The organism is Rhizobium viscosum (genome assembly GCF_014873945.1).
GTDB lineage: Bacteria > Pseudomonadota > Alphaproteobacteria > Rhizobiales > Rhizobiaceae > Rhizobium > Rhizobium viscosum.
Genome location: NZ_JADBEC010000001.1, coordinates 4,039,952 through 4,065,887 on the forward strand (window position 1 = coordinate 4,039,952; position 25,936 = coordinate 4,065,887).

The 25,936-nt window shown below is 61.0% G+C and carries 29 protein-coding genes; 17 read left to right on the top strand and 12 right to left on the bottom strand.

The window, feature by feature from the left end:
* Positions 1–174: 174 nt before the first annotated feature.
* The 4 genes from H4W29_RS20005 to H4W29_RS20020 all read right to left on the bottom strand — a co-directional run bounded on the left by H4W29_RS20005 (position 175) and on the right by H4W29_RS20020 (position 2,729).
* Positions 175–855, bottom strand: coding sequence for an LssY C-terminal domain-containing protein (locus H4W29_RS20005; RefSeq protein WP_376776574.1), 681 nt, complete (start codon positions 853–855; stop codon positions 175–177).
* A gap of 190 nt (positions 856–1,045) precedes the next feature.
* Positions 1,046–1,588, bottom strand: a complete 543-nt coding sequence (locus H4W29_RS20010; protein ID WP_192730464.1) for a CbrC family protein — start codon at positions 1,586–1,588, stop codon at positions 1,046–1,048.
* A 159-nt stretch (positions 1,589–1,747) separates the two neighbouring features.
* Positions 1,748–2,275 (bottom strand): RidA family protein, encoded by a 528-nt coding sequence (locus H4W29_RS20015; RefSeq protein ID WP_192730465.1) that lies wholly within the window; start codon positions 2,273–2,275, stop codon positions 1,748–1,750.
* A 19-nt stretch (positions 2,276–2,294) separates the two neighbouring features.
* Positions 2,295–2,729: a cupin domain-containing protein gene (locus H4W29_RS20020; protein WP_192730466.1), complete on the bottom strand. Its 435-nt coding sequence runs from the start codon at positions 2,727–2,729 to the stop codon at positions 2,295–2,297.
* A gap of 118 nt (positions 2,730–2,847) precedes the next feature.
* Between H4W29_RS20020 and H4W29_RS20025 the strand changes: the two genes are divergently transcribed.
* The gene (locus H4W29_RS20025) at positions 2,848–4,446 is read left to right on the top strand and encodes a winged helix-turn-helix domain-containing protein (RefSeq protein ID WP_192730467.1); all 1,599 of its coding nucleotides are present in this window, start codon (positions 2,848–2,850) and stop codon (positions 4,444–4,446) included.
* An 86-nt stretch (positions 4,447–4,532) separates the two neighbouring features.
* Here H4W29_RS20025 and H4W29_RS20030 read toward each other — a convergent pair whose 3' ends face one another.
* Positions 4,533–5,186, bottom strand: coding sequence for a glutathione S-transferase family protein (locus H4W29_RS20030; RefSeq protein ID WP_192730468.1), 654 nt, complete (start codon positions 5,184–5,186; stop codon positions 4,533–4,535).
* 416 nt (positions 5,187–5,602) lie between these two features.
* On the opposite strand from H4W29_RS20030, the gene napE reads away from it, so the two are divergent.
* The 8 genes from napE (at position 5,603) to H4W29_RS20070 (ending at position 11,827) form a co-directional block, all read left to right on the top strand.
* Positions 5,603–5,812, top strand: coding sequence for a periplasmic nitrate reductase, NapE protein (napE, locus tag H4W29_RS20035; protein ID WP_192730469.1), 210 nt, complete (start codon positions 5,603–5,605; stop codon positions 5,810–5,812).
* A 10-nt stretch (positions 5,813–5,822) separates the two neighbouring features.
* A complete protein-coding gene (locus H4W29_RS20040) occupies positions 5,823–6,341 on the top strand; it encodes a ferredoxin-type protein NapF (RefSeq protein WP_192730470.1) in 519 nt (172 codons plus the stop codon).
* Entirely contained in the window at positions 6,334–6,615 is a 282-nt protein-coding gene (locus H4W29_RS20045; RefSeq protein ID WP_192730471.1) for a chaperone NapD, read from the top strand. The genes H4W29_RS20040 and H4W29_RS20045 overlap by 8 nt, the downstream gene beginning before the upstream one ends.
* The gene (gene napA / locus H4W29_RS20050; RefSeq protein ID WP_192730472.1) at positions 6,590–9,094 is read left to right on the top strand and encodes a periplasmic nitrate reductase subunit alpha; all 2,505 of its coding nucleotides are present in this window, start codon (positions 6,590–6,592) and stop codon (positions 9,092–9,094) included. The genes H4W29_RS20045 and napA overlap by 26 nt, the downstream gene beginning before the upstream one ends.
* A 71-nt stretch (positions 9,095–9,165) precedes the next feature.
* Complete coding sequence (locus H4W29_RS20055) at positions 9,166–9,588, top strand: nitrate reductase cytochrome c-type subunit (protein ID WP_192730473.1); 423 nt, start codon at positions 9,166–9,168, stop codon at positions 9,586–9,588.
* Positions 9,585–10,292 (top strand): NapC/NirT family cytochrome c, encoded by a 708-nt coding sequence (locus H4W29_RS20060; RefSeq protein ID WP_192730474.1) that lies wholly within the window; start codon positions 9,585–9,587, stop codon positions 10,290–10,292. The genes H4W29_RS20055 and H4W29_RS20060 overlap by 4 nt, the downstream gene beginning before the upstream one ends.
* A 105-nt stretch (positions 10,293–10,397) precedes the next feature.
* Complete coding sequence (locus H4W29_RS20065; protein WP_192730475.1) at positions 10,398–10,748, top strand: DUF2200 domain-containing protein; 351 nt, start codon at positions 10,398–10,400, stop codon at positions 10,746–10,748.
* A gap of 152 nt (positions 10,749–10,900) precedes the next feature.
* Positions 10,901–11,827, top strand: a complete 927-nt coding sequence (locus H4W29_RS20070) for an alpha/beta fold hydrolase (protein ID WP_192730476.1) — start codon at positions 10,901–10,903, stop codon at positions 11,825–11,827.
* Between the two features lie 90 nt (positions 11,828–11,917).
* Here the strand turns inward: H4W29_RS20070 and trpS are convergent, their stop codons facing one another.
* Together trpS and H4W29_RS20080 are read right to left on the bottom strand one after the other, a co-directional pair.
* Positions 11,918–12,934, bottom strand: a complete 1,017-nt coding sequence (trpS, locus tag H4W29_RS20075) for a tryptophan--tRNA ligase (RefSeq protein ID WP_192730477.1) — start codon at positions 12,932–12,934, stop codon at positions 11,918–11,920.
* Positions 12,935–13,413: 479 nt separating this feature from the next.
* The gene (locus H4W29_RS20080; RefSeq protein ID WP_192730478.1) at positions 13,414–13,614 is read right to left on the bottom strand and encodes a hypothetical protein; all 201 of its coding nucleotides are present in this window, start codon (positions 13,612–13,614) and stop codon (positions 13,414–13,416) included.
* Positions 13,615–14,005: 391 nt separating this feature from the next.
* On the opposite strand from H4W29_RS20080, the gene H4W29_RS20085 reads away from it, so the two are divergent.
* Complete coding sequence (locus H4W29_RS20085) at positions 14,006–14,314, top strand: MliC family protein (RefSeq protein ID WP_192730479.1); 309 nt, start codon at positions 14,006–14,008, stop codon at positions 14,312–14,314.
* 32 nt (positions 14,315–14,346) lie between these two features.
* Here H4W29_RS20085 and H4W29_RS20090 read toward each other — a convergent pair whose 3' ends face one another.
* Complete coding sequence (locus H4W29_RS20090; RefSeq protein WP_192730480.1) at positions 14,347–15,096, bottom strand: SDR family oxidoreductase; 750 nt, start codon at positions 15,094–15,096, stop codon at positions 14,347–14,349.
* Between the two features lie 108 nt (positions 15,097–15,204).
* Between H4W29_RS20090 and H4W29_RS20095 the strand changes: the two genes are divergently transcribed.
* A complete protein-coding gene (locus H4W29_RS20095; RefSeq protein WP_192730481.1) occupies positions 15,205–15,855 on the top strand; it encodes a TetR/AcrR family transcriptional regulator in 651 nt (216 codons plus the stop codon).
* 34 nt (positions 15,856–15,889) lie between these two features.
* Here H4W29_RS20095 and H4W29_RS20100 read toward each other — a convergent pair whose 3' ends face one another.
* Complete coding sequence (locus tag H4W29_RS20100) at positions 15,890–16,750, bottom strand: LysR family transcriptional regulator (RefSeq protein WP_192730482.1); 861 nt, start codon at positions 16,748–16,750, stop codon at positions 15,890–15,892.
* A gap of 78 nt (positions 16,751–16,828) precedes the next feature.
* Here H4W29_RS20100 and H4W29_RS20105 point away from each other — a divergent pair, with 78 nt between their 5' ends.
* Both H4W29_RS20105 and H4W29_RS20110 read left to right on the top strand, forming a co-directional pair.
* On the top strand, positions 16,829–17,800 hold the full coding sequence (locus H4W29_RS20105; RefSeq protein ID WP_192730483.1) for a quinone oxidoreductase family protein: 972 nt from the start codon (positions 16,829–16,831) through the stop codon (positions 17,798–17,800).
* 361 nt (positions 17,801–18,161) lie between these two features.
* Positions 18,162–18,659 (top strand): DinB family protein, encoded by a 498-nt coding sequence (locus H4W29_RS20110; RefSeq protein WP_192730484.1) that lies wholly within the window; start codon positions 18,162–18,164, stop codon positions 18,657–18,659.
* Between the two features lie 87 nt (positions 18,660–18,746).
* On the opposite strand, the gene H4W29_RS20115 is transcribed toward H4W29_RS20110, so the two are convergent.
* Positions 18,747–19,184, bottom strand: a complete 438-nt coding sequence (locus tag H4W29_RS20115; protein WP_192730485.1) for a nuclear transport factor 2 family protein — start codon at positions 19,182–19,184, stop codon at positions 18,747–18,749.
* Positions 19,185–19,878: 694 nt separating this feature from the next.
* Here H4W29_RS20115 and H4W29_RS20120 point away from each other — a divergent pair.
* Positions 19,879–21,759, top strand: coding sequence for a methyl-accepting chemotaxis protein (locus H4W29_RS20120; RefSeq protein WP_192730486.1), 1,881 nt, complete (start codon positions 19,879–19,881; stop codon positions 21,757–21,759).
* 189 nt (positions 21,760–21,948) lie between these two features.
* Here H4W29_RS20120 and H4W29_RS20125 read toward each other — a convergent pair whose 3' ends face one another.
* Positions 21,949–22,482: an RBBP9/YdeN family alpha/beta hydrolase gene (locus tag H4W29_RS20125; protein WP_192730487.1), complete on the bottom strand. Its 534-nt coding sequence runs from the start codon at positions 22,480–22,482 to the stop codon at positions 21,949–21,951.
* Between the two features lie 103 nt (positions 22,483–22,585).
* Between H4W29_RS20125 and H4W29_RS20130 the strand changes: the two genes are divergently transcribed.
* A complete protein-coding gene (locus H4W29_RS20130) occupies positions 22,586–23,062 on the top strand; it encodes an Lrp/AsnC family transcriptional regulator (RefSeq protein WP_192730488.1) in 477 nt (158 codons plus the stop codon).
* A gap of 140 nt (positions 23,063–23,202) precedes the next feature.
* Here H4W29_RS20130 and H4W29_RS20135 read toward each other — a convergent pair whose 3' ends face one another.
* Complete coding sequence (locus H4W29_RS20135) at positions 23,203–23,403, bottom strand: hypothetical protein (RefSeq protein WP_192730489.1); 201 nt, start codon at positions 23,401–23,403, stop codon at positions 23,203–23,205.
* A 668-nt stretch (positions 23,404–24,071) separates the two neighbouring features.
* Here H4W29_RS20135 and H4W29_RS20140 point away from each other — a divergent pair.
* Together H4W29_RS20140 and H4W29_RS20145 are read left to right on the top strand one after the other, a co-directional pair.
* A complete protein-coding gene (locus H4W29_RS20140; RefSeq protein ID WP_192730490.1) occupies positions 24,072–25,220 on the top strand; it encodes a helix-turn-helix domain-containing protein in 1,149 nt (382 codons plus the stop codon).
* A 199-nt stretch (positions 25,221–25,419) separates the two neighbouring features.
* Positions 25,420–25,872 (top strand): DUF4168 domain-containing protein, encoded by a 453-nt coding sequence (locus H4W29_RS20145; protein WP_192730491.1) that lies wholly within the window; start codon positions 25,420–25,422, stop codon positions 25,870–25,872.
* Positions 25,873–25,936: the final 64 nt, after the last annotated feature.

Consider the following 25,936-nt stretch of genomic DNA (forward strand, 5'->3'; position numbering starts at 1 on the left):
CGCGAGTTTTTCAACACTATCGGCGCAAAGCGGCCCTTGCGAATTGCTGCATTGCTACCGAGTTCCCGATTCTCCCAAATCCGTAACCGCCCGCCTCACGGTTGAACGAGCCCGGCGAGCGGCCCTCAACGCGAGAGCTCTTCCGGCTGCCGAGGACATTGAATATCCGGCCTGCTACTGGTTTCGAAGCACGCCGACGAGAGCCTTTCCGTCGGTGAAATAGGGGTCGCCGCCGCCGTTGCGGCCGTCTTTGGTCGCTCCGATGCCATTGATCTCATAGCTCGACAAAAGTTGCCCGGCCTTGAGAAGATCGCTGATGACAAGGTCTCGCTCTGCGTCGATATCAGGGCCGATATGATGCGTGATTTGACCGGTATCGTGGCTGAAGCCGACGCCCCGATCAAAACTTGCCGAGCCCAGCCAGTGCGGGCGGCCATTTGGGCCGGTTTGTTCGGTCAGCCAAAAACGAACATGGTTGCGTTCGTCGGCGCTTTTGCCCACGGGCTTTTCGAAAGCCAGATCCTGTTTTCTGCCCTCGAAAAGCAGTGGGCTGACCGGCGCATCGAGATCAGGCCGATCAAGCACCACGCTCAATCCGATATCGATCGATGTGCGCAAGGTAATCTTATCGGCAGGATCCCATCCGGCAGCCGCGAAGGCCCGGATGACCTCTTCCTTCGAACCAACGAGACCGACATTGATGGGGTCGCCGGGAATACCCTGCTCGGTGGTCGTGACCATGTTGCCAACTTTGGCAACGCGGTCGGCATCGTGAAAAATCCAGATTTCGGGAATGACGAAATAGGCAAGCAGCAAATATGTGAACAGCAGGGCAGCCACTGATCTCGTCGCCATGCGGATTTTCGTGCGATGACGCATTGGAAATCCCCCCAGATTGCCAGGGAGGATCATACGCCGAACACGCGGCGGCGACATTCATAATTTGCAGTTGGCTTCGGCAGCAACTGCCACTGACCACTTGTGGCGTGGCGCAGAGCGACTGCCTGACATGTACCGCCCACAACGACGGCGTTTTCCGCATGCCTCAGGTCATGTCAGCATATGCGCTGTACTCACCGGATTGCCTGTCTCTGAAAAGATAAACGGCCGGCTGGCCCCCTCGGGTGATTTCCGCGAAGTCGAAGTCTTCAGGAAAGTGCCACTCGTCCAGCGCCTTCCGGCAGGCCGCCATTTTTAGATCGTCCGCCTCGGCCAACAAAGCGGCCCCATCGATCTCGCCAACGAACACCATGGCGTCCGTCTCGGAAAAAAGCCATTGACTGGTCTGCCAGCTTTCAAATCCCGGCGTCCTATTACACACCGTGTCGATCGTTTGTTTCGGGACGTTTTTCGGTATCGAATAGGCGTCGTTAAAAGAGGCATCCCACTTCCGTTCGGCTTCGCCGCTGTGGATACACCATGGGCATACGTGCGGAATGTTCTCCTTGCAGTATATCGGGCCGCGGTACATGAATTCCCGGTCTTTTCCGCAGCATGGGCATGTCGCACGCATGGCCACGACGCAGCCGTTCGCGATTGGATCGGGAAAATACTCGAAGTCGGGAAGATCTTCTCCGGGTACCGTCATCAGTGACTCCGTTGTCAACGTTGCAGGGAAGACGGATCGAGCGCGCCATCGCTGTCACATCTAAGCATAGCGCAGCCCGGCGGAAATCCACATTTTTGCCAGGGCGCTTCGGCTTCTGCCGATCGCCCCTGCAATGACTGCTCATAACGCCGTGACCGGTCATTCGCGCCGCACCCCGTAAATGTCGTAAACCGCCTCTAAGCGGTCCCCGTCAATTTCCACTTCCGCTTCGCAGTTTACAGGCGCATTCAACGGGATGGCCATGCCGATGGACGAGCGGGCGTGGGCGCCGGCGTCAGGGCCGTACAGTTCCAGTATCAAATCGGAATAACCGTTTGTGACCAGCGGGGTCTCATTGAATCCCGGAGCAACATTCACCATGGCGAAGACGCGCAGCCAGGCCGTAACCCGATCGAGATCTCCGACAGCCCGCTTGAGGCTTGCGAGATGAGCCAGGGCAACGAGCCGCGCTGATGCGTAACCCTCTTCAGGCGAAACCTCGGTCCCGACCTTGCCGAGGGGTTTTGCCAATGTCCCATCCCGGTTGCACGCGACGTGACCCGAAATGTAGGCACGGGTGCCGCGCACCCGGACCCAGGCGAAAGGCAAACGCAGCCCCTCGCGAACTTTCAGAGGCTCGGGCAGTTCCAGGCCCATAGCGGCCAGACGTTGTTCGATGATCGCCATAACGCATCTCCTAGCCTGATCAGGGTACGATGCCGTCGAGTTCCGGCATCAGCACGACGCTCTCGTTCGCTGCGGGGTCGTTGCGGGCACCGAGGAACTCGGCGTTTTCCGTGCTGCGATTGACAGCCACGTGCGGAACGCCGGCCGGAATGAACAGGTAGTCGCCGGGGAGGAGCTTTTCGCACCGTTCGAGCTCGGCCCCCGACCAAATCTCGATCTCTTTGCCCGCGGTCATAAGCAGGGCCGTCTCGTGTCCCTGATGGCGATGGGCGCTGGTTCGTCTTCCTGCGGGTAGCGTGATCATCCCGAGCCACAGCATGCTGGATCCGGCGCTCTCCGCCGAGACGCCGGAGCGATAGACAGATCCCTGCTCGGCGACATAGCTCTGACCGCCGCGTACGATTTTCGCGGTCAATGCGTGAGCATTTTTCGGCTGCATTGCTTCGTTCTTCATCGTTCCCTCCATCGCAACTGCTGCATGGAGCTGAATCTGCGCGCGGAGCCAGGGCAAGTCCTGAAACAAGGCCGAAAAATTCCGAAAACTGCGAAATCGGGCGTATCATTCCCAAATCATGGACACCCAGCACCTTATATTCGGCCCCTTCGAGTTCATTACCGAGAACGGATGCCTTCTCCGTGACAACAGGCCTGTCGCCATCGGCGCCCGCGGCGCTTCGCTGCTTGCCGTGCTGCTCGCGGCAGATGGGCGTATCGTCGCCAAGTCGGCGCTGATGGATGCCGCTTGGCCGGGCCTCGCCGTCGAGGAGAGTAATCTTTCCGTTCAGATTGCTGCCCTTCGCAAGCTGCTCGGCCCGGCATCGGACGGCGGCGACTGGATCATCACGGTCCCGCGGGTCGGATACAGATTTTCCGGTCCGGTGGAGAGCCGGCCCGAAGGCTCCGGCAGCGAAGGGCATGCGGAGGCGAGATCCAGCCCCGCGATCGCAGTCCTGCCTTTCGAGGATCTTGGCGGGGATGCCGAGAGACAATATCTGGCCGACGGTATCGCCGACGACCTGATCATGGCGCTCGCCCGGTTCCGATGGTTTCGTGTCGCGTCGCGCGGGGCGAGTTTCGCAAGGAGGAATGGCCCGAGGGATCCGAAGTCTATCGCGCACGAACTGGGCGTTGATTTTCTGGTGGATGGAGCCATCCGGCATACCGGCGATCGGATGCGGATATCGGTTCACCTCGCCGACGCAATGAAGGGCGCCACCGTCTGGTCCGAACATTACGATCTTCAGGTGGCCGAGGTATTTGCGGTGCAGGACGCCATTGCCGAGCGGATCGCAGCGGCGGTCGAGCCCGAGCTCTTGTTGCGGCATGGACTTCCGGTTGCTCCGCACACCGGCAACGTGACCGCATGGGACCTTGTACGGCAAGGTACATTCAAATTTCACAAGGTCACGCAGCCAACCCATCTTCTCGCAAGGCGGTTCTTTCGAGAGGCCGCGGAGCTCGATCCCATGCTTCCGGAGGCGCAGATCTGGCGGGCACGGGTCAACGCAGGCCTTATCGCCTACGGCTGGACAGAGAATCCCGCTGCGGACGGGAAGGAAGGCCTCGATGCGGCCTTGCGGGCGATATATCTCGACGCCCGGAATCCGTATGCGCACTATGCGCTGGCGATTGTGTCGGCCTACACAGGCAGGGCCGACCAGGCGATCCTCGCGGCCGAGCGGTCCATCGAACTCGGTCCGAGTTTCGCCCTGGGGTATCTCGTCCTCGGCATGGCCCGCCTTTTCGTGGGCGATGCGGCCGGCGCGCAAAAGCCGCTGGCTCGGGGCCTCGAACTCAACCCCCATGATCCGCAGAATGCGGTCTGGTTCAGTCTTCTGATGCTTGCGCTGTTCTTCTCGGGCGACGTCGAGGGCGCGCTTGACACGGGGCGTGTGGCGCTAAAAGCGCGGCCTGACTGGCCGGCGCTGCTCCGCATCCAGGCGTGCTGCCATGCGGCCCTGGGACATAGCCAGGAGGCTCGCCGTTTCCGCGCCGCTGCAGGCGATCTCCCGGAGCCTGCCGGCGATGCGCTTGGTCCGTTCAGAGATGGCAACAGGGAATGGGCGACCCGCCTCGAGGGCCTGCTGCGAGAGGCAGAAGATCAAACGACCGATTCCGGCCGTAACGCAATCTTTCCCGAAGCCCAGGCAAATGACCGCTTTCCACCCTGATCCGTTATCGTTCCACACGAAGTGTAGGTCTCCTATTGGCGCAAGGCGGCTAAGGCTTTCGCCGCCTATCGGCCTTGATCAGACGTTCACCCGCCAGCCGATACCGCCAGGAACACCGCCTTCTGTGCCGCGAAGGCGCGCCGATAGGCGGTGCGGGCTTCGCCGCGCTCCACATAGGCTGAGAGGTTCGGATAATCCCGGAGGATTTCCGAGCCCTTCAATCTCAGGAGCACCGAGATCATCTGCAGGTCGCCGGCGCTGAAATTGCCGTCCAGCCATTCGGCATCGCCGAGGCGGGCGGAGAGTTCGCCGAGGCGCTTGCGGATGCGTCTTTCGACATGGGCCAGGTGTTCCTCGTACCAGCTCTCCTTGCCCTCTTCGAATCTCGCGGTCTCGCGGTCGACGATGACGGGTTCCATCGTGGAGACGGCGGCGAAGATCCAGGCGATGGCGCGGGCGCGGGCATTCTTGTCATCCGGCAGCAGGCCTGGATGGTGCTCGGCAATATGCAGGATGATGGCGCCGGATTCGAAGAGGGCGAGATCGCCTTCCTCATAGGTCGGAATCTGCCCGAAGGGCTGAAGCGCGAGATGGGCTGGCTCTTTCATCGCCTTGAACGAGAGAAGGCGGACGTCATAGGGCTGGGCCGCTTCCTCGAGCGCCCAGCGAACGCGCATGTCACGCGCCAGACCCCGGCCGCGATCAGGCGATCGTTCGAAGGCGGTAATGGTAATGGTCATGATCGTTCTCCTTGCTCTGTCTGCCTCTCAAGACGGACCGGCGGGCGGGAAGCCGACAGATGATGCCGAATAATCCGCGCGCGGCAACCGGAACCGGCCTTGCGCGCCCCGTCACGTCCATGAGGATCTGATGCCGGAAAGAGGCGCGGCCGGCTGTCACGGGAATGAAGGTTGGCAGGTGCGCCGATCCGGCAAGTTTGGGCCGGCACGTCCCGGGTCTGGTGCCTTGCGCATTCAATCTCGCGGCTGCCTACTTGATCTCTGTCAAGGACTGCCGGGCGAGGGTGCGATATCTGTCCTCCCATACCCGGTCTCCTGATCGCGAATCGCTTGCGGAAGTCGCGATGGCGGATGGAGATTGGCTGGACATGCTTGAGGGGTTGTGACAGCTTGATTAGCAACTCTGGGAGGACGATGTGGCTCAAATCACGGATTCTGTTGGAGAGTTCAGGAAGAAGCGCAGGCGGGAACTGTTGACCTTCGCCGTGCTCGCCTTCGGGATCTGGCCCGTGGTCGCTGTCGGGGTCGTCGGCGGTTATGGCTTCGCGGTCTGGATGTACCAGATCGTTTACGGGCCGCCGGGGCCTCATGACGTGAAGCCCGCGCCTTCAGCCTCGGTAGAGTGAGGATCGGTTCATGGTTCTCTCGACACGCACCCGACGCGATTTCCTGACCGGCAGGTCCCCGGAAGATCCGGGTAGGATCTTTCCTCCCGGGGGGATCTTTCCTCCCGGCGCGACTGAAACATCCGTTCGAAGCTGTTCGGGCTGCGGCGCCTGCGTCGATGCCTGTCCGACGAAGATCATCTCGATCCGTGCGGGCGTTCCGGTCGTGGACTTCAGCCAGGGCGAATGCACCTTTTGCGGCCAGTGCGCGGAGCGATGTCCCGAGACTGTCTTTCCGGCTGGTCCCGCAGCTGGCTTTGCCCATCATGCTCTTATCGATGACGGGTGCCTCGCCAATAATTACGTCGACTGTCAGGCCTGCCGCGACAGCTGTCCTGAAGGCGCCATCCGGTTTTGGCCGCGGCTCGGCGGGCCGTTCGTTCCCGAGCTCGATGCGCATGCCTGTACGGGATGCGGCGCCTGCATTTCGGTCTGTCCAGCCGATGCAATTGTGATGAAACCCCGCCATCGGGAGGCAGCCCATGGCTGACAGCCGCCATCACGTCTCCAGCGCCGTCGTCATCACCCGCCCGGAACTGACCGAAGATGTGGCGGCGCGTCTGGCAGAAATCGAAGGGGTCGAAGTTCACGGAACGGGCGCGGGCAAGATCGTCGTCGTGATCGAGGGGCCGCATTCCGGCGTGCTCGGGGAAACGCTCATCGGCATTTCGGGGATGGACGGCGTGCTCGCCGCTCACATGGTTTTCGAACAGGCATTGGAAATGAAGGAGACAAAGGATGACGACCGAACTCACGCGGCGTGATCTCCTGAAGGCGCAGGCGGCGGCGATCGCGGCTGCGACCGCCGGCATTGCTGCGCCCGCTTCGGCGCAGTCCGTGCCCGGCGGGGTGGCTGCCCTTGAGATCAAATGGTCGAAGGCGCCATGCCGCTTCTGCGGCACCGGCTGCGGCGTCATGGTGGGCGTGAAGGAAAACCAGGTTGTCGCGACCCATGGCGACATGGAAGCCGAGGTCAATCGCGGCCTCAACTGCGTCAAAGGCTATTTCCTCTCCAAGATCATGTACGGTAAGGACAGGCTGACGAGCCCGCTGCTGCGCAAGCGGGACGGCGTCTATGCCAAGGACGGCGAATTCGAGCCCGTCACCTGGGAAGAGGCCTTCGACGTGATGGCGGCACAGGCCAAGCGCGTGCTGAAGGAAAAGGGGCCGACGGCGCTCGGCATGTTCGGCTCCGGCCAGTGGACCATCTTCGAAGGATACGCCGCCACAAAGCTGATGCGGGCGGGCTTCCGCTCCAACAATCTCGATCCCAATGCACGCCACTGCATGGCCTCTGCTGCAGTGGCCTTCATGCGCACCTTCGGCATGGACGAGCCGATGGGATGCTATGACGATTTCGAAAACGCCGATGCCTTCGTGCTCTGGGGTTCGAACATGGCGGAGATGCATCCGATCCTCTGGACGCGGGTGGCCGACAGGCGGCTCGGGCACGAGCATGTGAAGGTCGCGGTGCTCTCCACCTTCACCCATCGCAGCATGGACCTTGCCGACATACCCCTGATCTTCAAGCCGGGTTCGGACCTCGCGATCCTGAACTACATCGCCAACCACATCATCCAGACCGGCCGCGTTAACAAGGATTTCGTCGACAAGCATACGAAGTTCATGAAGGGGACGACCGATATCGGCTACGGCCTGCGTCCCGACAATCCGCTCGAAATGAAGGCCAAGGGTGTCGCCGACGCCGCCAAGATGGAGCCGATCGATTTCGAGGCCTTCAAGGCGATGGTATCCGAATATACGCTCGAAAAGGCGGTCGAGCTTTCGGGCGTCGACAGCGCCTTCCTGGAACAGCTTGCGGAACTCTACGCCGATCCCAAGACCAAGGTCATGTCGCTCTGGACCATGGGCTTCAACCAGCATGTGCGCGGCGTCTGGGCCAATCAGATGGTCTATAACCTGCATCTGCTCACCGGCAAGATTTCCGAACCGGGCAACAGCCCGTTCTCGCTGACCGGACAGCCGTCTGCCTGCGGCACGGCCCGCGAGGTCGGCACCTTCGCCCACCGTCTGCCGGCCGACATGGTCGTCACCAATCCGGAGCATCGCAAGCATGCCGAGGAAATATGGAAGCTGCCGGACGGGCTGCTGCCGGAAAAGCCCGGTTATCACGCCGTCGAGCAGGACCGCATGCTGCATGACGGGAAGCTGAATTTCTACTGGGTGCAGGTCAACAACAACGTCCAGGCCGCCCCCAACACCAGCAACGAGACCTACAAGGGATACCGCAATCCGGACAATTTCATCGTCGTCTCGGACGCCTATCCGACAGTCACCGCCATGAGCGCCGATCTGATATTGCCGGCCGCCATGTGGGTGGAGAAGGAGGGCGCCTACGGCAATGCCGAACGGCGCACGCATGTCTGGCATCAGCTCGTCAATGCTCCGGGCGAGGCCCGCTCGGACCTCTGGCAGCTGGTGGAATTCTCCAAGCGCTTCACCACCGACGAGGTCTGGCCCGCCGATATCCTCGACAAGAACCCGGATTACAAGGGAAAGACGCTCTACCAGGTGCTCTACCAGAACGGCAACGTGGACGAATTCCCGCTGTCGGACGTCTCGCCCGAATACGAGAACCGGGAGGCCAAGGCCTTCGGTTTCTATATCCAGAAGGGGCTGTTCGAGGAATATGCTCATTTCGGCCGCGGGCATGGACACGATCTAGCGCCCTACGACATGTACCATCAGGTGCGCGGCATGCGCTGGCCCGTCGTTGACGGCAAGGAGACGCGGTGGCGATACCGCGAAGGCTACGACCCCTACGTCAAACCGGGCGAGGGGCTGAAATTCTACGGGCAGAAGGACGGCCGCGCGGTCATCCTGGCGGTGCCTTACGAGCCGCCCGCAGAGTCGCCCGATGACGAGTTCAATTTCTGGCTCGTGACGGGCCGCGTCCTCGAACATTGGCATTCCGGCTCGATGACGATGCGCGTTCCCGAACTCTACCGGGCGTTTCCCGGCGCGCGCTGTTTCATGAACGGCGACGACGCCAGGAAGATGGGCCTCAACCAGGGCGCGGAGGTGCGCATCCAGTCACGACGCGGCGAGATCATCAGCCGCGTGGAAATTCGCGGGCGCAACCGCATGCCGCATGGCGTGATTTTCGTCCCGTGGTTCGACGCCAGCCAGTTGATCAACAAGGTCACGCTCGACGCCACCGACCCCATCTCCAAGCAGACGGATTACAAAAAATGCGCAGTCAAGCTTCTTCCCGTCGCCTGATCAGTCGTCGCTTGATCACGGGGCGCCTGATTAGGAGGCGTGTTTGGGCGATCGCGGCCGTCGCCCTCCTCATGCTCACGGGCACCGTCACGCTCGCGCAGATGGTGCCCTCGCTGTCGGGCAACGAGAACCCGATGGAGAGCAAGGAGGCGAAGCCGGTTCCCAAATGGGTCATCGATGACATCAGGAAGATGCGGAATTATCCCGACCAGCCTCCGATCATCCCGCATTCGATCGAGGGCTACCAGCTGACGGTGAATACCAATCGCTGCCTTTCCTGCCATAGGCGCGAGCTGACGGAAGGCTCCGGCGCGCCGATGATCAGCGTCACCCACTATATGACCCGCGAGGGGCAGATGCTGGCCGATGTCTCGCCGCGGCGATATTTCTGCACCGCCTGCCACGTGCCGCAGGCGGATGCGAAGCCGCTGGTGCCGAACACCTTCAAGGACATGAGCGAGCTGGGCTTCAAGCCTGCGGGAAGCGAGCAATGATCGGCTGGATAAAGGCGATATTCCTGTGGTGCTGGCGCTTGCTGAGCACGCCGGCCGCGACACTCAGCCTGGGTTTCCTGACGCTTGGCGGCTTCGTCGGCGGCGTCATGTTCTGGGGCGCGTTCAACACCGCGCTCGAAGTGACCAACACCGAGGCCTTCTGCACCGGCTGCCATGAAATGAAAACGAACGTCTACGAGGAGCTGAGCCGCACGGTTCACTTCTCCAACCGTTCGGGCGTTCGCGCCACGTGCCCTGATTGCCATGTGCCGCACCAGTGGACCGACAAGATCGCCCGCAAGATGCAGGCGTCGAAGGAAGTCTGGGGCAAGATATTCGGGACGATCAACACACGCGAAAAATTCCTCGACAAGCGGCTGGAACTTGCCCAGCACGAATGGGCGCGGCTGAAGGCCAATGACAGCCTGGAATGCCGCAACTGCCACTCGATGGGCGCCATGGACCTGACGAAACAGACCGTGCGCGCCGCCGAGATCCACACGCGGTACCTATTGCCGGGCAAGGCGACCTGCATCGATTGCCACAAGGGCATCGCGCATGAGCTTCCGAACATGGAGGGCGTCGATCCGGGCTGGAAGGTGCCGGCGGAGCTGATGGGCAAGACGGCCGATCTTGGATGGCACGACCGGGCCATGCTCGCGGCCTATCTCGGCACAACTGGTGCGTCGGCCGTCCAGGACTGACGGCTGGCGCATTCGCCGGAATTCTTGAGGGCAGGGCAGGCGCGGTCCGCTGCCCTAACCATCTGAAGGCGCACCGATTTTCGGGCCGGTGCTCTAGGAGGGTCCATGACGAAGCATCGCATCTATTCCATCAGCGTCGCCAGCGTTTATCCCCATTATCTCGCCAAGGCCGAAAAGAAGGGGCGCAGCAAGGCGGAGGTCGACCAGATCATCTGCTGGCTGACGGGGCACAGCACGGAAAGCCTTGACGAAGAGCTGGCGCAAAAGACCAGCTTCGAGGATTTCTTCGCGCGGGCGCCGAAGATGAATCCATCCCGCGCGCTGATCACGGGCGTCATCTGCGGGGTGCGCGTGGAAGATATCGAAGAGCCGACGATGCGGGAAATCCGCTATCTGGACAAGCTCGTCGACGAGCTTGCGCGGGGAAAGGCGATGGAGAAGATCCTGCGGAAATAGGCCGTCGCCCGGCACGGCCACCGAAAGCGGGGGATGCTTTTTCAATATGAACGGCCTAATATCGCATTTGCCCGGACGCGCTAACCGTCTGAAAGCGGCATGATTTTCGGCGCCAGGGGGAACATTTTCCTAGCGTCTACGTTTGGGCCGTCATGATGTACGTGCAGCCTCTCCCTCCGCCGGCCGTCTCCCCACGGATTGGCAAAATCATCAAAACCGGTCGCGAGCAGATCCATATGCTCGAAAGTGGAAACGCAGATGGAAATCCCGTCGTGCTGCTGCATGGCTGCGGCAGTATCGCCGAGGAAGTGATGATGCCGTTTGCGGCCAGCGGGATGCACATCATCGCGCCCGACAGGCCGGGTTACGGTTTCAGCGCAGCACTGCCTGCCGGCGAGCGCGGCCCGCGTGGCCAGTCCTTCTGGCTGGAGCGCTTCCTGGAGGCGCTGGAGCTTGACGAGGTCGTGCTATCAGGCCATTCGATCGGCTGCGCGCCAGCGCTGCATCTTGCCGCCCGCCGGCCGGATCTCGTGAAAGGCCTGTTTCTCATCTCGCCCTGCTGCCGGCCCGTTCCCTTCAAGCCGTTCATCGTGCTGCGCAGCGCCGTGGCGCCCTTCGTGGGTCCCGTCATCCGCCAGCATGTGATCGCCCGCTGGTCGTCCTATTTCTTCGAGCGCGGCCTGCGCGCGTCGTCCTGTCCCAACCCGGTGATATCGGAGCTTTTGACCCTGCCGGCCATGCATATGGTCAACGCCGCCTCGATCGCCACCATGGCCGAGGAGCTCTGGGCCTTCAACGGCGACATGCAGCCGCTCGCAAGCCTGCCGGCCGGTCTGCCGGTCTCCGTTCTCTTCGGGCGCGAAGACCGGATCATCGAGCCCGGCTGGCATCTCGACTGGCTCCACGAGAGGCATCCGGCGCTCGCCGTCGAACTGCTCGATGGTGTCGGCCACATGCCGCACCATGTCGCGCCGGATCTGGCGGTGGAGATGCTGGGGGATCTTGCAGGCAAGAGGTTGGACGATCTGGCAGGCGGCACGCCTGATGCATCGATGGCGACCGTATCCGGCGCGATGTGAAAGCAGCCAGTCGGTAAAGACCTCTTCAAGGACGTTCTGGCACGGAACCAGCGACCGCGAAAGCCGTCATTCTCTGTATTTTCATGGCCATCAGAGCCTGAACAGCCCCAATCCCTCTATCACGGCTTCCTTAGTTCGCTTGGTGGTTTCCGACGCCTTCGCTGTTCCTGAACGTAGCACGTCCATGACGAAGTCCGGGTCACGGGAAAGTTCAGCACGCCGCTCTCGGATCGGGGCAACCGTCTCCTGGAGAATAGCGGTCAACCGTCGCTTCAACACCATGTCGCCGAGCCCACCCCGGCGATAGTGCGCTTTTAGCTCGGCAACTGCGTCCGCATCTGGATCGAACGCGTCGAGATAGGTAAAGACAACGTTCCCTTCGACTTGACCGGGATCGGACGCTCGCAGATGGTTTGGGTCTGTGTACATGCGTTGCACCGCCGCCTCGATCTGCGGATTGCTGGTCGAGAGCAGAATGGCGTTGCCCTGCGACTTACTCATCTTGCCCTTGCCGTCGACGCCGGGAAGGCGTCCCGTCTTGGATACGAGCGCTTTCGCCTCTGGCAGAAGTTCGCACCCGGCCTGCCGGTTCAGCCTGCGCACCAGTTCATTCGTCTGCTCGATGATCGGCACCTGATCCTCACCGACGGGAACGAGCGTTGCCCGGAATGCTGTAATGTCCGCCGCCTGCGCCGCCGGATAGCAAAGGAAGCCTGCCGGAATGTCCCGCCCGAAGCCCCGCATCTGGATCTCGTCCTTGATGGTAGGGTTGCGCTCCAGGCGGGCGACGGACACGAAGTTCAGGTAGAGGAGCGTGAGTTCGGCGAGCGTCGGAAGTGCCGACTGCACGCAGATCGCCGTGGCATTCGGATCAATCCCGACCGCAAGGTAGTCGAGTGCGACCTCCAGGACATTGCGGCGGACTTTGCCGGGATCGTCAGCGTTGTCGGTCAGAGCCTGCGCGTCTGCCAGCAAGACGTACTGCTCGTGTGTCGCTTGCAACGCGACGCGGTTGCGAAGCGAACCGACGTAATGGCCGAGATGGAGGGGACCGGTAGTCCGATCTCCAGTAAGAATGATGGGCGGTGAACTGGTTGCCGAAGACATTTGGAGCTCCAAGGAAGGAGGAGCCACTGCTTCTGATCGGAAGATCGGTATTGTGACCGTGCTGCCAGAAGCAGCGGCACAGGTCAAGGGGACATGACGGGCGCCGCTCAGAGAGCGCGCCACCAGCGTCGAGCAAAGATCATGGGTCGGTTCGTCATACCCGAGCTGTAGCAAACTTGATCGAAAATGCAAATCGGTCGTCCGCTATCTTGCTGTGCTATCCAGAAGCGGACAGACCGAAAACACCCCATCTACGCCGTTCGCGTTTATGGGTTCACGGCCTATAGTCCCGCCCCCTTGTGGGGAAGGGTTGGGGCGTGAGAAGGTCCATTTGCGCCCGATCTGGTGTTGACGACGCTGGTCGAAACCAGTGAGGCCAGCCAGCCGACAATTGCGGTGGCCTGGCTCGATGGGCAGCGCAAAAAAGGCCCGCCTGAAGGCGAGCCAAAAGGGCCTGCCCTGATCGGGGCATGAGGACGTCAAGGGGAGGAAAGAGCCTCGCCGCGCCATGCCTCCGGAGCCGCAGGCTGGGGAAGAATACTTTCGGCGGCGCGGCGGGCCTGCCGCCGGCTGGCGGTATCGAGCAGGGTGGCGAAAGAGGCAAGGCTGATCCTGTCGGCGCGCAGCATCTGGCGGATCAGCGGATCCCTCAGCATATCCGATGTGGTCATCTCATTCATCGCCTGTCCTCCATATCCGAACCTATGGTAGGCGTTAATTGTAAAGAACACATGTCAAGGTGGTGGCAAAAACAAGATAAGGGTCGAAAGCATCCGAAGGCGGTTATCGTCATGGCTGTTCTCCTTGGCCTCTCTGCCTTGATGACGCGCGGGCGGGCGGGAATTCGACACCGGCTGTGATTTTTCGCCATCGCTCATGCAGAATGACCGTCGATCCCTGCCTCTGGGCCGGGCGCAGTGCGATGGCGCTGGGCACATGGGAGCTTTGACGGTGGCGAGCCTGTGGCGGTATAGAACCGGGTCTTCCGGAATCCCTCCCAGGGGGCGTTCCGTCGGAAAGCCGCGGCAATCATCTGAAGCGAGGGAGACGGATCAACCGAGGGAGGCACGCATGAGCAGGATGAAGAGCGGTGCGTTTGCATTTGCATGTGCGGTGTTCCTGATGAGCCTCACTCCGGCATTTGCCGAGGACAAGACGGGCGTGATCTATCGCTGCGACGACGGCAAGGGTGTCACCGCGAGCTTCCTGACCGCAACCAATGAGGCGCTGATCACCACGGACGGACAGAGCTTCCGCCTGCCGCAGGGCCTGTCCGGTTCGGGCGCGCGTTATACCGACGGGACGGTGCTGTTCTGGATCAAAGGCAACGATGCGCAACTGGAAGTGCCGGGCCGGTCGACAAGCTGCCACGTGCAGTAACCGGCGCTCGCAAGGAGCGCCGGCACGCATGGTCAGATTTGGGCCCAGCCACCATCGACGCACAATTCGCTGCCGGTGATGTAACTGGAGTCATCGGAAGCGAGAAACAGGACGGCTTTTGCGATCTCCTCGACCGTGCCGCTGCGGTGCATCGGAATCTGTGCGTGCACCTGTGCCTTCGTCTGCTCGATCATCTCCTCGCTCACGCCCGATTTGCGTGCCTGATCGGTATCGATGTAGCCGGGAGCCATGGCATTCACGCGAATCCCCCTCTCGGTCAGTTCCGCGGTGAGCGAGCGCGCCAGCGAGCGAATGGCCGCTTTGCCCGCCGAATAGACGCTGACATAGGGACGGCCCTGTGTCGTCAGGGTCGAGGTATTCAGGATTATCGAGCCGCCGGAACGCATGAGCGGCAGGAGTTTCTGTACCGTGAAGTAGGTTCCCTTGAAGGTGTTGGCGACCGTGAAATCGAATTCTTCTTCCGACATATGTTCGAACATGCCGGGGCGCGCGCCGCCGGCATTCGCAAAGACGATATCGACGCGGCCATGCTTTCTTCCGACATGGTCGCGAAGCGCTTCGATGTCCGCCATGCTGGAAATATCGCTGCGGATGGCATCGATGCCGTTTCCGATGCTTTGCACCGCAGCTTCGAGCGTCGCCTGATCGCGGCCGGTAATGACGACCCTTGCGCCTTCGCGTGCGAAGAGCCTGGCTGTCGCCAGCCCCATTCCGGAGTTGCCGCCCGTGATGACTGCGATCTTTCCGTCCAATTTACCCACATCCGTCTCCAATTCGTCTCTGAACGGCCCCGGCTTGACATGCATGATTGCTGGAGTTGCGGAGCCGGAAATTATATATGAAGCATCATTCAGATCTTGGATTCGCTTATGGGAAACGGCTCTCTGACAACGCTAAAGCCCCGGAGATCACCGCGTCAGGGCCGATCCGTCGCCACCGTGGACGCGATTTTCGAGGCAACTGTTCAGGTTTTGTCGAGCGACGGGCTGATGCGCCTGACGACCACGCGGGTAGCGCGCCGGGCAGGCGTTTCGGTCGGGACGCTCTACCAGTATTTCCCGAACAAGCAGGCTTTGCTCTTTGCCGTGATGGAGCAGCATCTCGCAATCCTCGCCGATGTCATCGAGGAAGCGTGCGACGAGGTCCGGGGCGCCACGCTGGAGACGGTAGCCGAGGCGGTGGTGAAGGCCTATCTTCATGCGAAGATGGCGCAAGCCGAAATCTCTCCCTCTCTTTACCGCATCTCCATGGAACTCGATGCTCGTGCGCTGATCGAGGCTGCGGTCAGGCGAAATGCAGAGGCGATCGCGGCGGCACTTTCCGCTGCAGGCGACGGCCGTCTCGCCGATCCGGGCCTCGTCGCCCACACACTGACCGCTGCGCTTTACGGAACGGTGCCGGCCTTCTGCCACAAAGTGTTGAGCCCGGCCGACGGCAGCGAAGCTGAAAGGCAGCTCACCGTCATGTTTCGCTCCTATCTCCTCGCAGCGGAGCGGCAGGCCGGAATAGACGCTGGATAGAGGCAGCGCTTTCGGCCGTCGGCATCGCAATATCTCAAAAGGCGCTTTTCAGCGCCTCCATCACCACCCTGACAGCAGGCACATCCCTGATCTCGGCGTGGACCACCAGCCACACCTCCCGCTTCAGAGGGTTCTCATCCTCGATCTGCTGCAGGTCATCCGCGCCCGCCACCGCGAAATCCGGCAGCAGCACGACACCGCCGCCGAGCCTTGCGGCGGCGGCCTGAAACTCCAGCACCGATGAGCGGATCGCGATCGGCCGGCCGGCGGCGAGTTCGGTAAGGCGCAGTTGCTGCGGCGAGGCGTTCATGCCCTCGTCATAGCCGATGAAGGTCCATTGTGCCTCCGGCACGGTTTCGAGATAGGCCTTCGATGCGTAGAGGTGGAAGGCCATTTCCCCGACTTTGGTGATTGCGTAATCGCCATCTTCGGGCCGTGACATGCGCACGGCGATATCCGCCTCCCGGCGGTTCAGCGAGGCGAGGCGCTTTTCGCCCACAAGCGTGATCTCGACGCCCGGATGCGCCCGCCTGAGGGCGGCGATGGGTTGTGCGAGAAGCACGCTCGAGAGCGCCGGCGGGGCGCTGATGCGCACATGGCCGCGCGTCTCCGTGGCGCTTGCGCGGCCGAGCTGCTCGATGACAGCCATCTGCTGTGCGGCGAGGGCGGCGTGGCCGGCAATCTGTTCGCCATCCGCGGTCAGGACGATGCGCCGCCCGCGGCGGTCGACGAGCTTGCGGCCGAGGCCTTTCTCGAGGGCGCTGATGCGCCGGCTGATCGTCGCGTGCTCGACGCCAATCTGCCGTGCGGCGCCAAGAAAGGTGCCCGCCTGCGCCAGCGCCAGGAAGTGCCTGAGGTCGTCCCAGTCTATTTGTGTGAATTCTTTCCCAATCATTGTGCGACAATAGGGAATTTTCACACATGAGACTACCGGTTAGTGTCCGCCCATCCAGCCACATGAAGGAAACGACAGATGCCCGACCAGATCGTCCTGCTTGACGCCCCCGGCGACGTCAGCCAGTTCCGGCTGCAGGAGCAGCCTTCAGTTTCTCCCGGTCCCGGCGAGGTCAAGATCCGCCATCAGGCCGTCGGCACCAATTTTCTCGATATCTATCACCGCAAGGGCCTCTACGCGCTGCCCGCCTATCCCGCCGTCATCGGCGTGGAGGCCGCAGGCGTGGTCGAAGCGATCGGCGCCGACGTCTCCGGCTTCAAACCGGGAGACCGCGTCGCCTATGGCGGGCCGCCCGCCGGTGCCTATGCCTCGACCCGCATCATCGCGGCCGAGCGGGTGATTGCGCTTCCCGATGCTGTCTCCGCGAAGGTGGCCGCGAGCTCGCTGCTCAAGGGCATGACGGCCTATATGCTCCTGAAAAAGGTCAGCAATGTCGGGCAGGGCAGCACGGTGCTGATCCATGCCGCCGCCGGCGGGCTCGGCAGCATCCTGGTGCGGTGGGCGAAATCGCTTGGCGCCACCGTCATCGGCACCGTCAGCTCACCCGAAAAGGCGGCGCTCGCCACCTCCTATGGCGCCGATCATCTGATCATCGGGCGAGGGGCCGATATCGTCGCCGAAGTGAAGCGGCTGACCGGTGGAAACGGCGTCGATGTCGCCTATGACGGGATCGGCGGTGATATGCTCTTGAAGAGCATCCGTGCCGTCCGTCCCTTCGGCACGGCGATCACCATCGGCCAGGCCGCCGGTCCCATCCCGCCCGTTGCCGTGGAAGAACTACGGCCCGGCAAGTCGCTCTCCCATCCGAGCATCATGGCCTGGTGCGCCGATATCGGCCGATACCGCGAGGCTGCAGAGGCTGCGATCGCCGCGATGGAAAGGGGCATCGTCTGCGAGATCGCTGCCGAATATGGCTTGGCGGATGTTGCGAAAGCGCATGAGGAGATGGAAACGGGGCGGTCGGCTGGGAGCATATTGCTGGTGCCGTGATCGGTGGCGGAGGTCGGGTTGCGGACGCGGCCAGGTCGTCCCTGGATCGAGGCAGAGCGAACAAGGTTCAAGTCCGACGACTGGGATCGAACGCGTCACCCTCTATCGCTAGGTTGGGCCGAAGAGCGAACTCAGGGACTACGGAAAGCGTGTCCTCGGTTTGGCATGGAACTTCACTTTTCCGGTAAGCTTGGTTGTCAGAGAATAGCAAAAAGCCTATATCTTTTATTCAGGTGCAGCAAATTCCGTCACTGAGGCGACCAGCCTCACGCTCATCAATTTGACGCGGATTGCCGGTGCAAGATTAATCCGTCCGGCACCTATTCCCAGCCAAACATCGATAAATTTTGGAGGATGAGAAATGATCTCAGCCGGATACTGCCGACTTATGTCCCGTTATAATACCTGGCAGAACACCTCGCTGGTAACTGCCGCCGATGGCCTCACCAACGAGGATCGGTGGAAGGATAGAGGTGCTTTCTTCCAATCGATCGCAGCTACATTCAACCATCTTTATTGGGCAGACGCCCTGATACTGGAGCGATTAAAGGGGAACGAGCGCCCAGAGGAAACCGTCAAGCACTCCCTCACGAGCCCGTCGGATTGGGTTGATTTCAAGGCGCTCCGTTTTCGAAGGAACGAGGAGGTCGAAGAGTGGTCTGAGAGTTTGGGGGATGCCGACCTGGAGGGAATGCTTGTCTGGTATCCGGGAGATGGTTTCATTCGGATCGAGAAGCCAAAAGCCCTCTGTGCGATTCAACTCTTCAATCATCAGACTCACCACCGGGGACAGATCCACGCGATGCTCACGGCAGCCGGCGCAGAACCAGAGCCAACGGACGTTCAGATGCTGACATAGCTTGCCCGGCGACGAGGGCGGATCGCGCAGCCAGCGACCCGAAGAGCGCGATACCGACCTGCCGTATCGGGAGCTCGACCGAGAGTGTCAGGGGGCAAGGCCCATCAGTACACTCCCGCTCCTGAAATCGATCGGCAGGGAGATATGTTCGTGTGTAATCAGCCATCTGTCGTTGGACCGTTGGCAGCAGACGGTCGAACGCAGCCAGAATCCGCGCTCGCGCTGCTCCTCGGGTAAGTTGGTGTTTCCTTTGTCCAGGTGAAGCATATGCGCGAACGCGACATCCCCGTTCACTGCAATATTCAACTCGCGGGTTTCCAGGCCGATCGGCCCTTCATATTCCTTGAACCACCGCACGAAATTGCCCCGGACCGCATCGGTCCCGATGAAGCGGAGAGGGGGTACGACATCGAAGTAGACGATATCGGGTGAAAAGAGCGACATGAGCCGATCAATGTCCTTTGCCCGACATGCCTCGGTTCGATCGTCCAAGAGTGCGCCAACGTCCTGTTGTGCTGAAGCCATTATGTTTCTCCTTTGTTGAAGCCAGGCGACTGCACAGAAGCTCCTGCTAGTGATGAATTCGATGCAGGGGAAATCGCTTCTCGAGATTGTTCAATCCAGCTTTACGTTTGGAACCCAAGGTGGCTCCGGATCCGGGCGACCAGGCCGGGATTTGCATCGGATTATCTCGAATCTCTGCCGAGACCATTCAGTTCCACCTTATTCCCTGGCGGAATGCGGCACGGACCGAACTATACCCGAACGCTTGCGGCGCCGAAAAGTTCGCAAGTTCTTTCTGCGGCACCGCGCTGCTTCATCCGCTCTTTTGATTTTCTGAATCGTCCGCCGGCCAGCCCCGAGGCATCGCAGCGGATCTTGGCGCGGGAAGGCACATCGGCGCTGGGTGCGCTCGTCACAAAGCGAGATAAAGCTGATCGCATGGACCGGCGATGATTTGCGTGGCTGAGACATGCGGAGATTCGCGCGTCGCCGGTTTTCTACCGGTCGCTGCATCCTGCAGGGCCGTTGATGCCGCTGTTTGTATAGCCACAAATTGCAGCGCGATCGAATGATCGCAGAAGTTTTGACCAGTCTTACGTTATCCGAAAATGGAGCAGGATCTGACGTTTAGTTAATACTAAATTATCGATGCGATGTGAGATTTTATATCGGCCGGCAAGCTGGTCATTTCAGGTCACTTCGGGAGGAGACTCGCATGAAACGCCCAAGCATCAAGCAGGCCCTGGTTCTGAAGCTGTCGGTCATCAGCATTTTCATCATCGGTCTGTCCTATGTTTCGCTGAGCACGATCTCCACGATCAGCTCGAATGCAGAGCAGGTCGGGCATTTCTGGATGCAGCGGCTCGTGACGGCGCGCGAGATCAAGGGCAGTTTCCTCGAACTGGAATTGGCCTATTCCGGCTTCCTGCAGGATGCCGCGGCCGAAGATCAGGACGCCGGCAAGCAAAAGATCGCCACGGCAGCCACCTCCCTCGACAAGTTCGTTCTCGAATATGAAAAGGGCGTCCGCACCGAGCGAGGGCGTGAACTGATCAATCAAATCAAGCCGGAACTTTCCAAATTCCGCGACATGGCAGAGCAGATGGTCACCTTGCAGACCAGTGGCAAGCCGTCCGACGCCGCGCGCCTCTTCAAGGAGACGATGGAGCCGCAGTCCGACGTCGTGAATGCTCGCGTTGGCGATCTCGTTGCGTTCATCCTCAAGCAGGCGGAAGGCTTCGTGGATGCGAGCGGCGCCTCGGCGAATTCGGCCTTCACGCTGACGGCGGGTATCGCGGCGCTTGCGGTTGCGATTGCTGCGGCGGGAATCGTGTTCGCAATCTCGGGCATTGCCAATCCGATCCGCAGGATCGCATCCGCAATGGGACGTTTGTCCGCCGGAGATCTCGACAGCGATATCCCCTATGCCGGTCGTGCCGACGAAGTCGGGGACATGGCAGGTGCCGTCGAGGTCTTCCGGCAGAATGCGCTCAATGTCGTCAGGCTCGAAAGGGAAGCTGCGGCAACGCGGAGCGAAGCCGAAGCGGCGCGCGCGGCGGCCCAGCAGCGGGCCGAGCGCGAGGCAGAGCAGTTGCGCTTCGCGACGACGACGCTGGGTGAAGGACTGCGGCGCCTGGCGGCCGGCGACATATCCTTTCAGCTTTCCGAGCAATTTGCGGCGGAATATGAAGCGCTGCGCGAGGACTTCAATGCGTCGCTGCACCAGCTGGGAACAACGATCGGCGCCGTGCTTCAGACGGTGCACAGCATAGACAACGGCACCAGCGAGATTGCATCGGGTGCTCAGGACCTGTCGAAGCGGACCGAGCAGCAGGCAGCCTCTCTCGAAGAGACGGCGGCGGCGCTGGACGAGATTACCTCGACCGTCTCGACCGCGACCAAACGAACCGATGAAGCACGTCACGTGGCAAGGGAAGCCAATGCCAGCGCGCAGCATTCGGCGACCGTCGTGTCGGAAGCCGAGCAGGCGATGCGCCGCATCGAAGGCAGTTCGCAGCAGATTTCGAATATCATCGGCGTGATCGATGAAATCGCCTTCCAGACGAACCTTCTCGCATTGAACGCAGGCGTGGAGGCGGCCCGCGCAGGCGAGGCAGGCAAGGGTTTCGCCGTCGTGGCGCAGGAGGTGCGGGAGCTTGCGCAGCGTGCCGCGCAAGCGGCGAAGGAGATCAAGGTGCTCATCCAGCAGTCATCGGCTGAAGTGGAGAATGGCGTGAAACTCGTTCTCCAGACCGGAACGTCACTCAAATCGATCGGCGACTATGTCGCGCAGATCAATCAGGTCATGGACGCCATCGCGACCGCGGCACGTGAACAGTCGACCGGGCTCGCCGAAATCAACACCGCCGTCAACCAGATGGATCAGTCGACACAGCAGAATGCGGCGATGGTCGAACAATCGACTGCAGCCGTCGCGTCGCTGTCTTCGGAAGCTGGCCGCCTGCGCGACCTCGTCAACCAGTTTCAGCTGGTGGGCAGTTCGAGCGGAGCGGACGGTCACGGCCGTAACTCTCGATCGGCCGGAACCGGCGGTGTGGTCGATCTGGTGGCTGCACGCCGCATCACGCAGCGATGAAACCCGCGAGCGAAAGCGCATGAGGAGATGGAGTCGGGCAGGGCGGCGGGGAGTATCCTGCTGCCGCCGTGAGGGGGCAGGGGGTAAACAAGACGCTGTCACAGCCGATTGCCGTTACTTTGAGCCGATGGAAACCCCTTCCCAACCCGTCACACCTGTGGGGAGGGGTCTTTTCGCAGGCAACGCGGGCTACAGGCGGCTTGCGAAGTTTCTCAGGAGCGCCAGACCTTCCGGCCAATCGCCGAGTTCGCTTTGGCCGTTGATGTGGCCAGCCGCGCCGATCACCTTCAACTCGCTTCCCCATTGCTCTGCCCGTGTCTCGACATAGGGCAGCGAACCATAGGGATCATCCGTACTTGCCACGATGAGAGAGGGAAATCGAAAGCGCTTCCGGGGTACCTCTGCGAAGCCTGCCGCCTGTGAGGGAAAAGCCGGAGACGCCGGATCCGGTACGGCTACCAGCATTGCCCCCTTGATCGGCAGGTCTGAAACCTGATGCCAATGCGCGACGAGCAGGCAGGCGAGGCTATGAGCCACCAGAACGGGTGGCGTTCGCGCGGCGCGCACGGCTTGCTCCAGCGCCGCAATCCAGTCGGAAATAACAGGCTCGTCCCAGCTCGCAGGGTCGAAACGGCGGATGGCGGGATCGGCGCTCTCCCAACGGCTTTGCCAATGGGATTCGCCGGAATTGCCGATACCCGGCAGATGGATGATTTCAGTCATGCGTGGCCTCTCGTGGTTATTGCACCAACATGACCGTTTACTCCGAGAGGATAAATTGGCATTCATCGGAGAAGTTCACCGCAAACCGATGGATTCAAAGTCAATGGTGAGACATTTCGATAGTCGTGCCGAGCTCGATCCAACCGACATTGCCATGATCGAGATCTTGCAGGGCGACGGGCGCATCAGTGTTTCCGAACTTGGAAGAAGGGTCGGCCTCTCGCAGCCGGCAGCATCGGAACGCCTGAAGCGGCTTGAAGAACGCGGCATCATCAGCGGCTATAAGGCTGTCATCGACCCTGCCTCGGTCGGGCTTGGAATGATGGCAATCATCCGCCTGCGCACCACTCACGAATATATCAAGACCTGCTTGAGGCAGTTCTCGGAAATGCCTGAAGTCATTGAGGTTCTCAGGTTGACGGGAGAAGACTGCTTCCACCTGAAAGTCATCGTGCCCTCGCCGGCGGAGCTTGAAAGCATCGTCGATGCCATTGCCCGTTACGGCTCGGTCAACACTGCGATCGTGTTACGCAGCGAGCCCGCCAAACGGATCGGGCGCGAGCTCATGATGAAGGGCTGATTTCGCGGCAATCGCGATAGAGGTGCCATGGGCTTCGTTGCCAGGCTCAAACAGCGGCGTCGTATCGCAACGCGATACGACAAACTCGCCGTTAGCTTCGTGGGTCTCATCAAGCTCGCAAGCATGATGCGCGGCATGCTTTAATTCGATTTCACCGTCTTGCTCGCGATCAGCATCACGAGCTCTTCCGAGGCATCGGCAAGCGCCAGTGCCAATTCCGCTGGTGTCCATCCATGTTTCTGCAGATTGGTGAGCATTCCCATCATTGCGATTTCGACGTCCTGTCTGCAGTTCGACGTCTGTTTCAATTCGATGTGGTTCTGGTCTTCCGTCGTGATCATCTTAGCCTCCATTTGCCCATCAGAGGGCCGCTCGCATCAAAATTCTCCAGGTTCGATAGAATGGGGGTTGCGCGTCAGCATCAGGCTCCTACGCATAGACTCAAGCGCCTGAGCTTGCGCGCAACCCCTCACTTCGCCCCACCCTGGCTTTGCCAACAATCGCCTCAATCCTCCCCCAGTTGAGTGATCAAGGAAGCCTCCACAGCCGGTTATAACTATTCTTTTTGGCGGCTGCGGTTGTGTGACGAAGAGTCTCTGCAACAGGCCGAAGCCGATGCAGAGTGCGCACGAATATTTCCCGGACAGTTCACAACTGTCTTCTCGTATTCTCATGTTTTTTCTTGAGTTCTTGCCGTTTCACCTGGAATTGCTCCGTCCCTGCGGGGCGTTGGCAGGTGAAATAGTCTGGTCTGTTCCGTCCTTATCAGGGAATTGACCGTGCTTATTTAAATACAGCCATGGGACGCAATTGTCGTTATCCGCGCGTCCTGAAAATTATCGCTGCGTACATTTCTGATCCAAAGGGATTATGATAAACAACTTATGGAGGTGTCTGCTCGCCGATTCCCGGCTAGGGCGGTTTCCGGCGGCGATTTTGCCGCAAAAGCGATTGTTCACTCTCAGTTTTAACGGCCCGGTCGGATCGGTTGGCACGCTGGAGGGATTGGATGGCTACGGGTTCTGGATCTGGAGATGACCCCGCTGCGGGGCAGGCGTGGCCGGCCCATCTGGAGCGGCGGCGCTGGCCGCGCGAGCCGGCCATGGAGAAGGAGCGACGCCAGGAGGTTGCGCCTGCGCTGGTGCCCCTGCGTTTCTCGACTGGGGATTTGCCGGCGAAAGACCAGTTCCAGGCCTGGCGTGCGCATATGGCGCCGCTCGTGGATGTCCATCTGCCGGATGGAAAATCACCCGAAGACGGGTTTCTGGCTGAGCAGATCGGCTGGCATCTCGGCAGCATGCTCATCGTCCAGCAGCACACTGAGGCGCATAGCTATATCCGCGATCAATCCATGCTCCGTTCGAGCCCGATCGACCATTGGAATGTCGGCCTGCTTCGCAGCGGCCGGATCTGGACCGAGGTCAGTCGTCACGTTACGGAAACGGGTGCCGGCGAGGTATTTTTCAGGTCTCTCGGTTATCCCTATCGCGGGCGGATGACCGATTGCGTCGCTGTGCTTGTCTTCCTGCCCTATGAATTGCTGGCCGTGGATGCAAGCATCCTCCAGGGTGCCAACAACACGCTTCTGTCCGGCAGCCTGGCTGAATTGCTCGTCAGCTATATTGCCGGTTTGGAAACGAAGCTGAGCAGCCTGACGGCCGGGGAGGTGCCGCGGATCATACAAACGATCGCCGATATGGTCGTTGCATGTGCTGCCTCATCCATAAAACCGGACACGGGTCAAAGCCAGACCGGCGTGGGAATGATGGAGCGGGCGCATCGCTACATTCACCTCAACCTGCAGTCAGACAATCTGACGCCCGACGCTATCTGCCGCGCCCTGGGCATCTCGCGCACGCGGCTCTACCAGCTGTTCGAAGCGAGCGGGGGCGTGCTGAATTATATCCGCAAGCGGCGGCTGCTGCAGGCCTATGCGGATCTCAGCAACCCGGCCGACAACAGGCCGATCTCCGAGATTGCGGAGGCGGCCGGTTTTGCCGTCGCTGCCAATTTCACACGCGCCTTCAGCCACGAATTCGGACTGAGCCCGCGTGAAGTCCGAAGAACCGTGGCAAGCGAGCGCCCGGCTGTTCCGCCTGCGCGTTCCACGCGGCATCCTGGGACAACGATCGGCGATTGGCTGACGCTTGCAAGCTGATCCGATGTCATGGTGGGGGCCTTGCCTCAGCCATGTCTGACACAAAGCTGCCGCTCAATCGTCAGCAAATTGCCCCGCCATCGCCGCATCGTGCCCTCTTAACGGTCCATCGTTGCGACCTCGCCAGCCTCCAGCGGCTGAGCGATCGACCGAGGCGGTCCTGCTGCCGATCAAATCATGCACGTGAAAAGGAATGACCATGATCACTCGTTACACACCCGTCGCAATGATGACCGCTGCGGTCTTCAGCCTGCTTGCTCTCAGCCCGGCCTCCGCCGAGGACATGGCCCAGGCGCAACAGCAGCCGCCGGCGACGCAGGGCCAGGCGCCGATGCAGGGGCAGAGCGGCGACAATGGTGCAGCCGCCCCTGTCAGCGACCAGAAAATCGAGGCCTTTGCCGTTGCCTATCTGCAGGTCGACAAGGTCAGAAAGGAATATTCGGCCAAGATCGGCGCGACGAAGGACGAGGCTGCGAAGCAAAAGCTGCAGGAAGAAGCCAAGAAGCAGATGGTCGACACCGTCGAAGCCTCCAACAACATCTCCGTCGAGGAATACTCGTCGATCCTGACGGCCGCACAGAGCGACCCGGCTCTCGCCAAGAAGGTTCTGGAAAAGATCGGCACCCCGCCGCCGGCGCAGCAGCAGCAATAGGGCTGCGCGCTTCTGCATAATCCTTAAATCGCAGAGGATTACGCCGAGGAGTGCAATCGATCAC

Coding starts and splice junctions, on each gene's coding strand:
- H4W29_RS20135 (WP_192730489.1), bottom strand. CDS start 23,403: ATGATCACGACGGAAGACCAGAACCACATCGAATTGAAACAGACGTCG.
- H4W29_RS20025 (WP_192730467.1), top strand. CDS start 2,848: ATGGACACCCAGCACCTTATATTCGGCCCCTTCGAGTTCATTACCGAG.
- H4W29_RS20130 (WP_192730488.1), top strand. CDS start 22,586: ATGGTGAGACATTTCGATAGTCGTGCCGAGCTCGATCCAACCGACATT.
- H4W29_RS20115 (WP_192730485.1), bottom strand. CDS start 19,184: ATGGCTTCAGCACAACAGGACGTTGGCGCACTCTTGGACGATCGAACC.
- H4W29_RS20095 (WP_192730481.1), top strand. CDS start 15,205: ATGGGAAACGGCTCTCTGACAACGCTAAAGCCCCGGAGATCACCGCGT.
- H4W29_RS20030 (WP_192730468.1), bottom strand. CDS start 5,186: ATGACCATTACCATTACCGCCTTCGAACGATCGCCTGATCGCGGCCGG.
- H4W29_RS20010 (WP_192730464.1), bottom strand. CDS start 1,588: ATGACGGTACCCGGAGAAGATCTTCCCGACTTCGAGTATTTTCCCGAT.
- H4W29_RS20105 (WP_192730483.1), top strand. CDS start 16,829: ATGCCCGACCAGATCGTCCTGCTTGACGCCCCCGGCGACGTCAGCCAG.
- H4W29_RS20070 (WP_192730476.1), top strand. CDS start 10,901: ATGATGTACGTGCAGCCTCTCCCTCCGCCGGCCGTCTCCCCACGGATT.
- H4W29_RS20065 (WP_192730475.1), top strand. CDS start 10,398: ATGACGAAGCATCGCATCTATTCCATCAGCGTCGCCAGCGTTTATCCC.
- H4W29_RS20085 (WP_192730479.1), top strand. CDS start 14,006: ATGAGCAGGATGAAGAGCGGTGCGTTTGCATTTGCATGTGCGGTGTTC.
- H4W29_RS20140 (WP_192730490.1), top strand. CDS start 24,072: ATGGCTACGGGTTCTGGATCTGGAGATGACCCCGCTGCGGGGCAGGCG.
- H4W29_RS20145 (WP_192730491.1), top strand. CDS start 25,420: ATGATCACTCGTTACACACCCGTCGCAATGATGACCGCTGCGGTCTTC.
- H4W29_RS20005 (WP_376776574.1), bottom strand. CDS start 855: ATGGCGACGAGATCAGTGGCTGCCCTGCTGTTCACATATTTGCTGCTT.
- H4W29_RS20015 (WP_192730465.1), bottom strand. CDS start 2,275: ATGGCGATCATCGAACAACGTCTGGCCGCTATGGGCCTGGAACTGCCC.
- H4W29_RS20100 (WP_192730482.1), bottom strand. CDS start 16,750: ATGATTGGGAAAGAATTCACACAAATAGACTGGGACGACCTCAGGCAC.
- H4W29_RS20110 (WP_192730484.1), top strand. CDS start 18,162: ATGATCTCAGCCGGATACTGCCGACTTATGTCCCGTTATAATACCTGG.
- H4W29_RS20125 (WP_192730487.1), bottom strand. CDS start 22,482: ATGACTGAAATCATCCATCTGCCGGGTATCGGCAATTCCGGCGAATCC.
- H4W29_RS20040 (WP_192730470.1), top strand. CDS start 5,823: ATGGTTCTCTCGACACGCACCCGACGCGATTTCCTGACCGGCAGGTCC.
- H4W29_RS20020 (WP_192730466.1), bottom strand. CDS start 2,729: ATGAAGAACGAAGCAATGCAGCCGAAAAATGCTCACGCATTGACCGCG.
- H4W29_RS20080 (WP_192730478.1), bottom strand. CDS start 13,614: ATGAATGAGATGACCACATCGGATATGCTGAGGGATCCGCTGATCCGC.
- H4W29_RS20120 (WP_192730486.1), top strand. CDS start 19,879: ATGAAACGCCCAAGCATCAAGCAGGCCCTGGTTCTGAAGCTGTCGGTC.
- H4W29_RS20045 (WP_192730471.1), top strand. CDS start 6,334: ATGGCTGACAGCCGCCATCACGTCTCCAGCGCCGTCGTCATCACCCGC.
- H4W29_RS20060 (WP_192730474.1), top strand. CDS start 9,585: ATGATCGGCTGGATAAAGGCGATATTCCTGTGGTGCTGGCGCTTGCTG.
- napA (WP_192730472.1), top strand. CDS start 6,590: ATGACGACCGAACTCACGCGGCGTGATCTCCTGAAGGCGCAGGCGGCG.
- H4W29_RS20055 (WP_192730473.1), top strand. CDS start 9,166: ATGCTCACGGGCACCGTCACGCTCGCGCAGATGGTGCCCTCGCTGTCG.
- trpS (WP_192730477.1), bottom strand. CDS start 12,934: ATGTCTTCGGCAACCAGTTCACCGCCCATCATTCTTACTGGAGATCGG.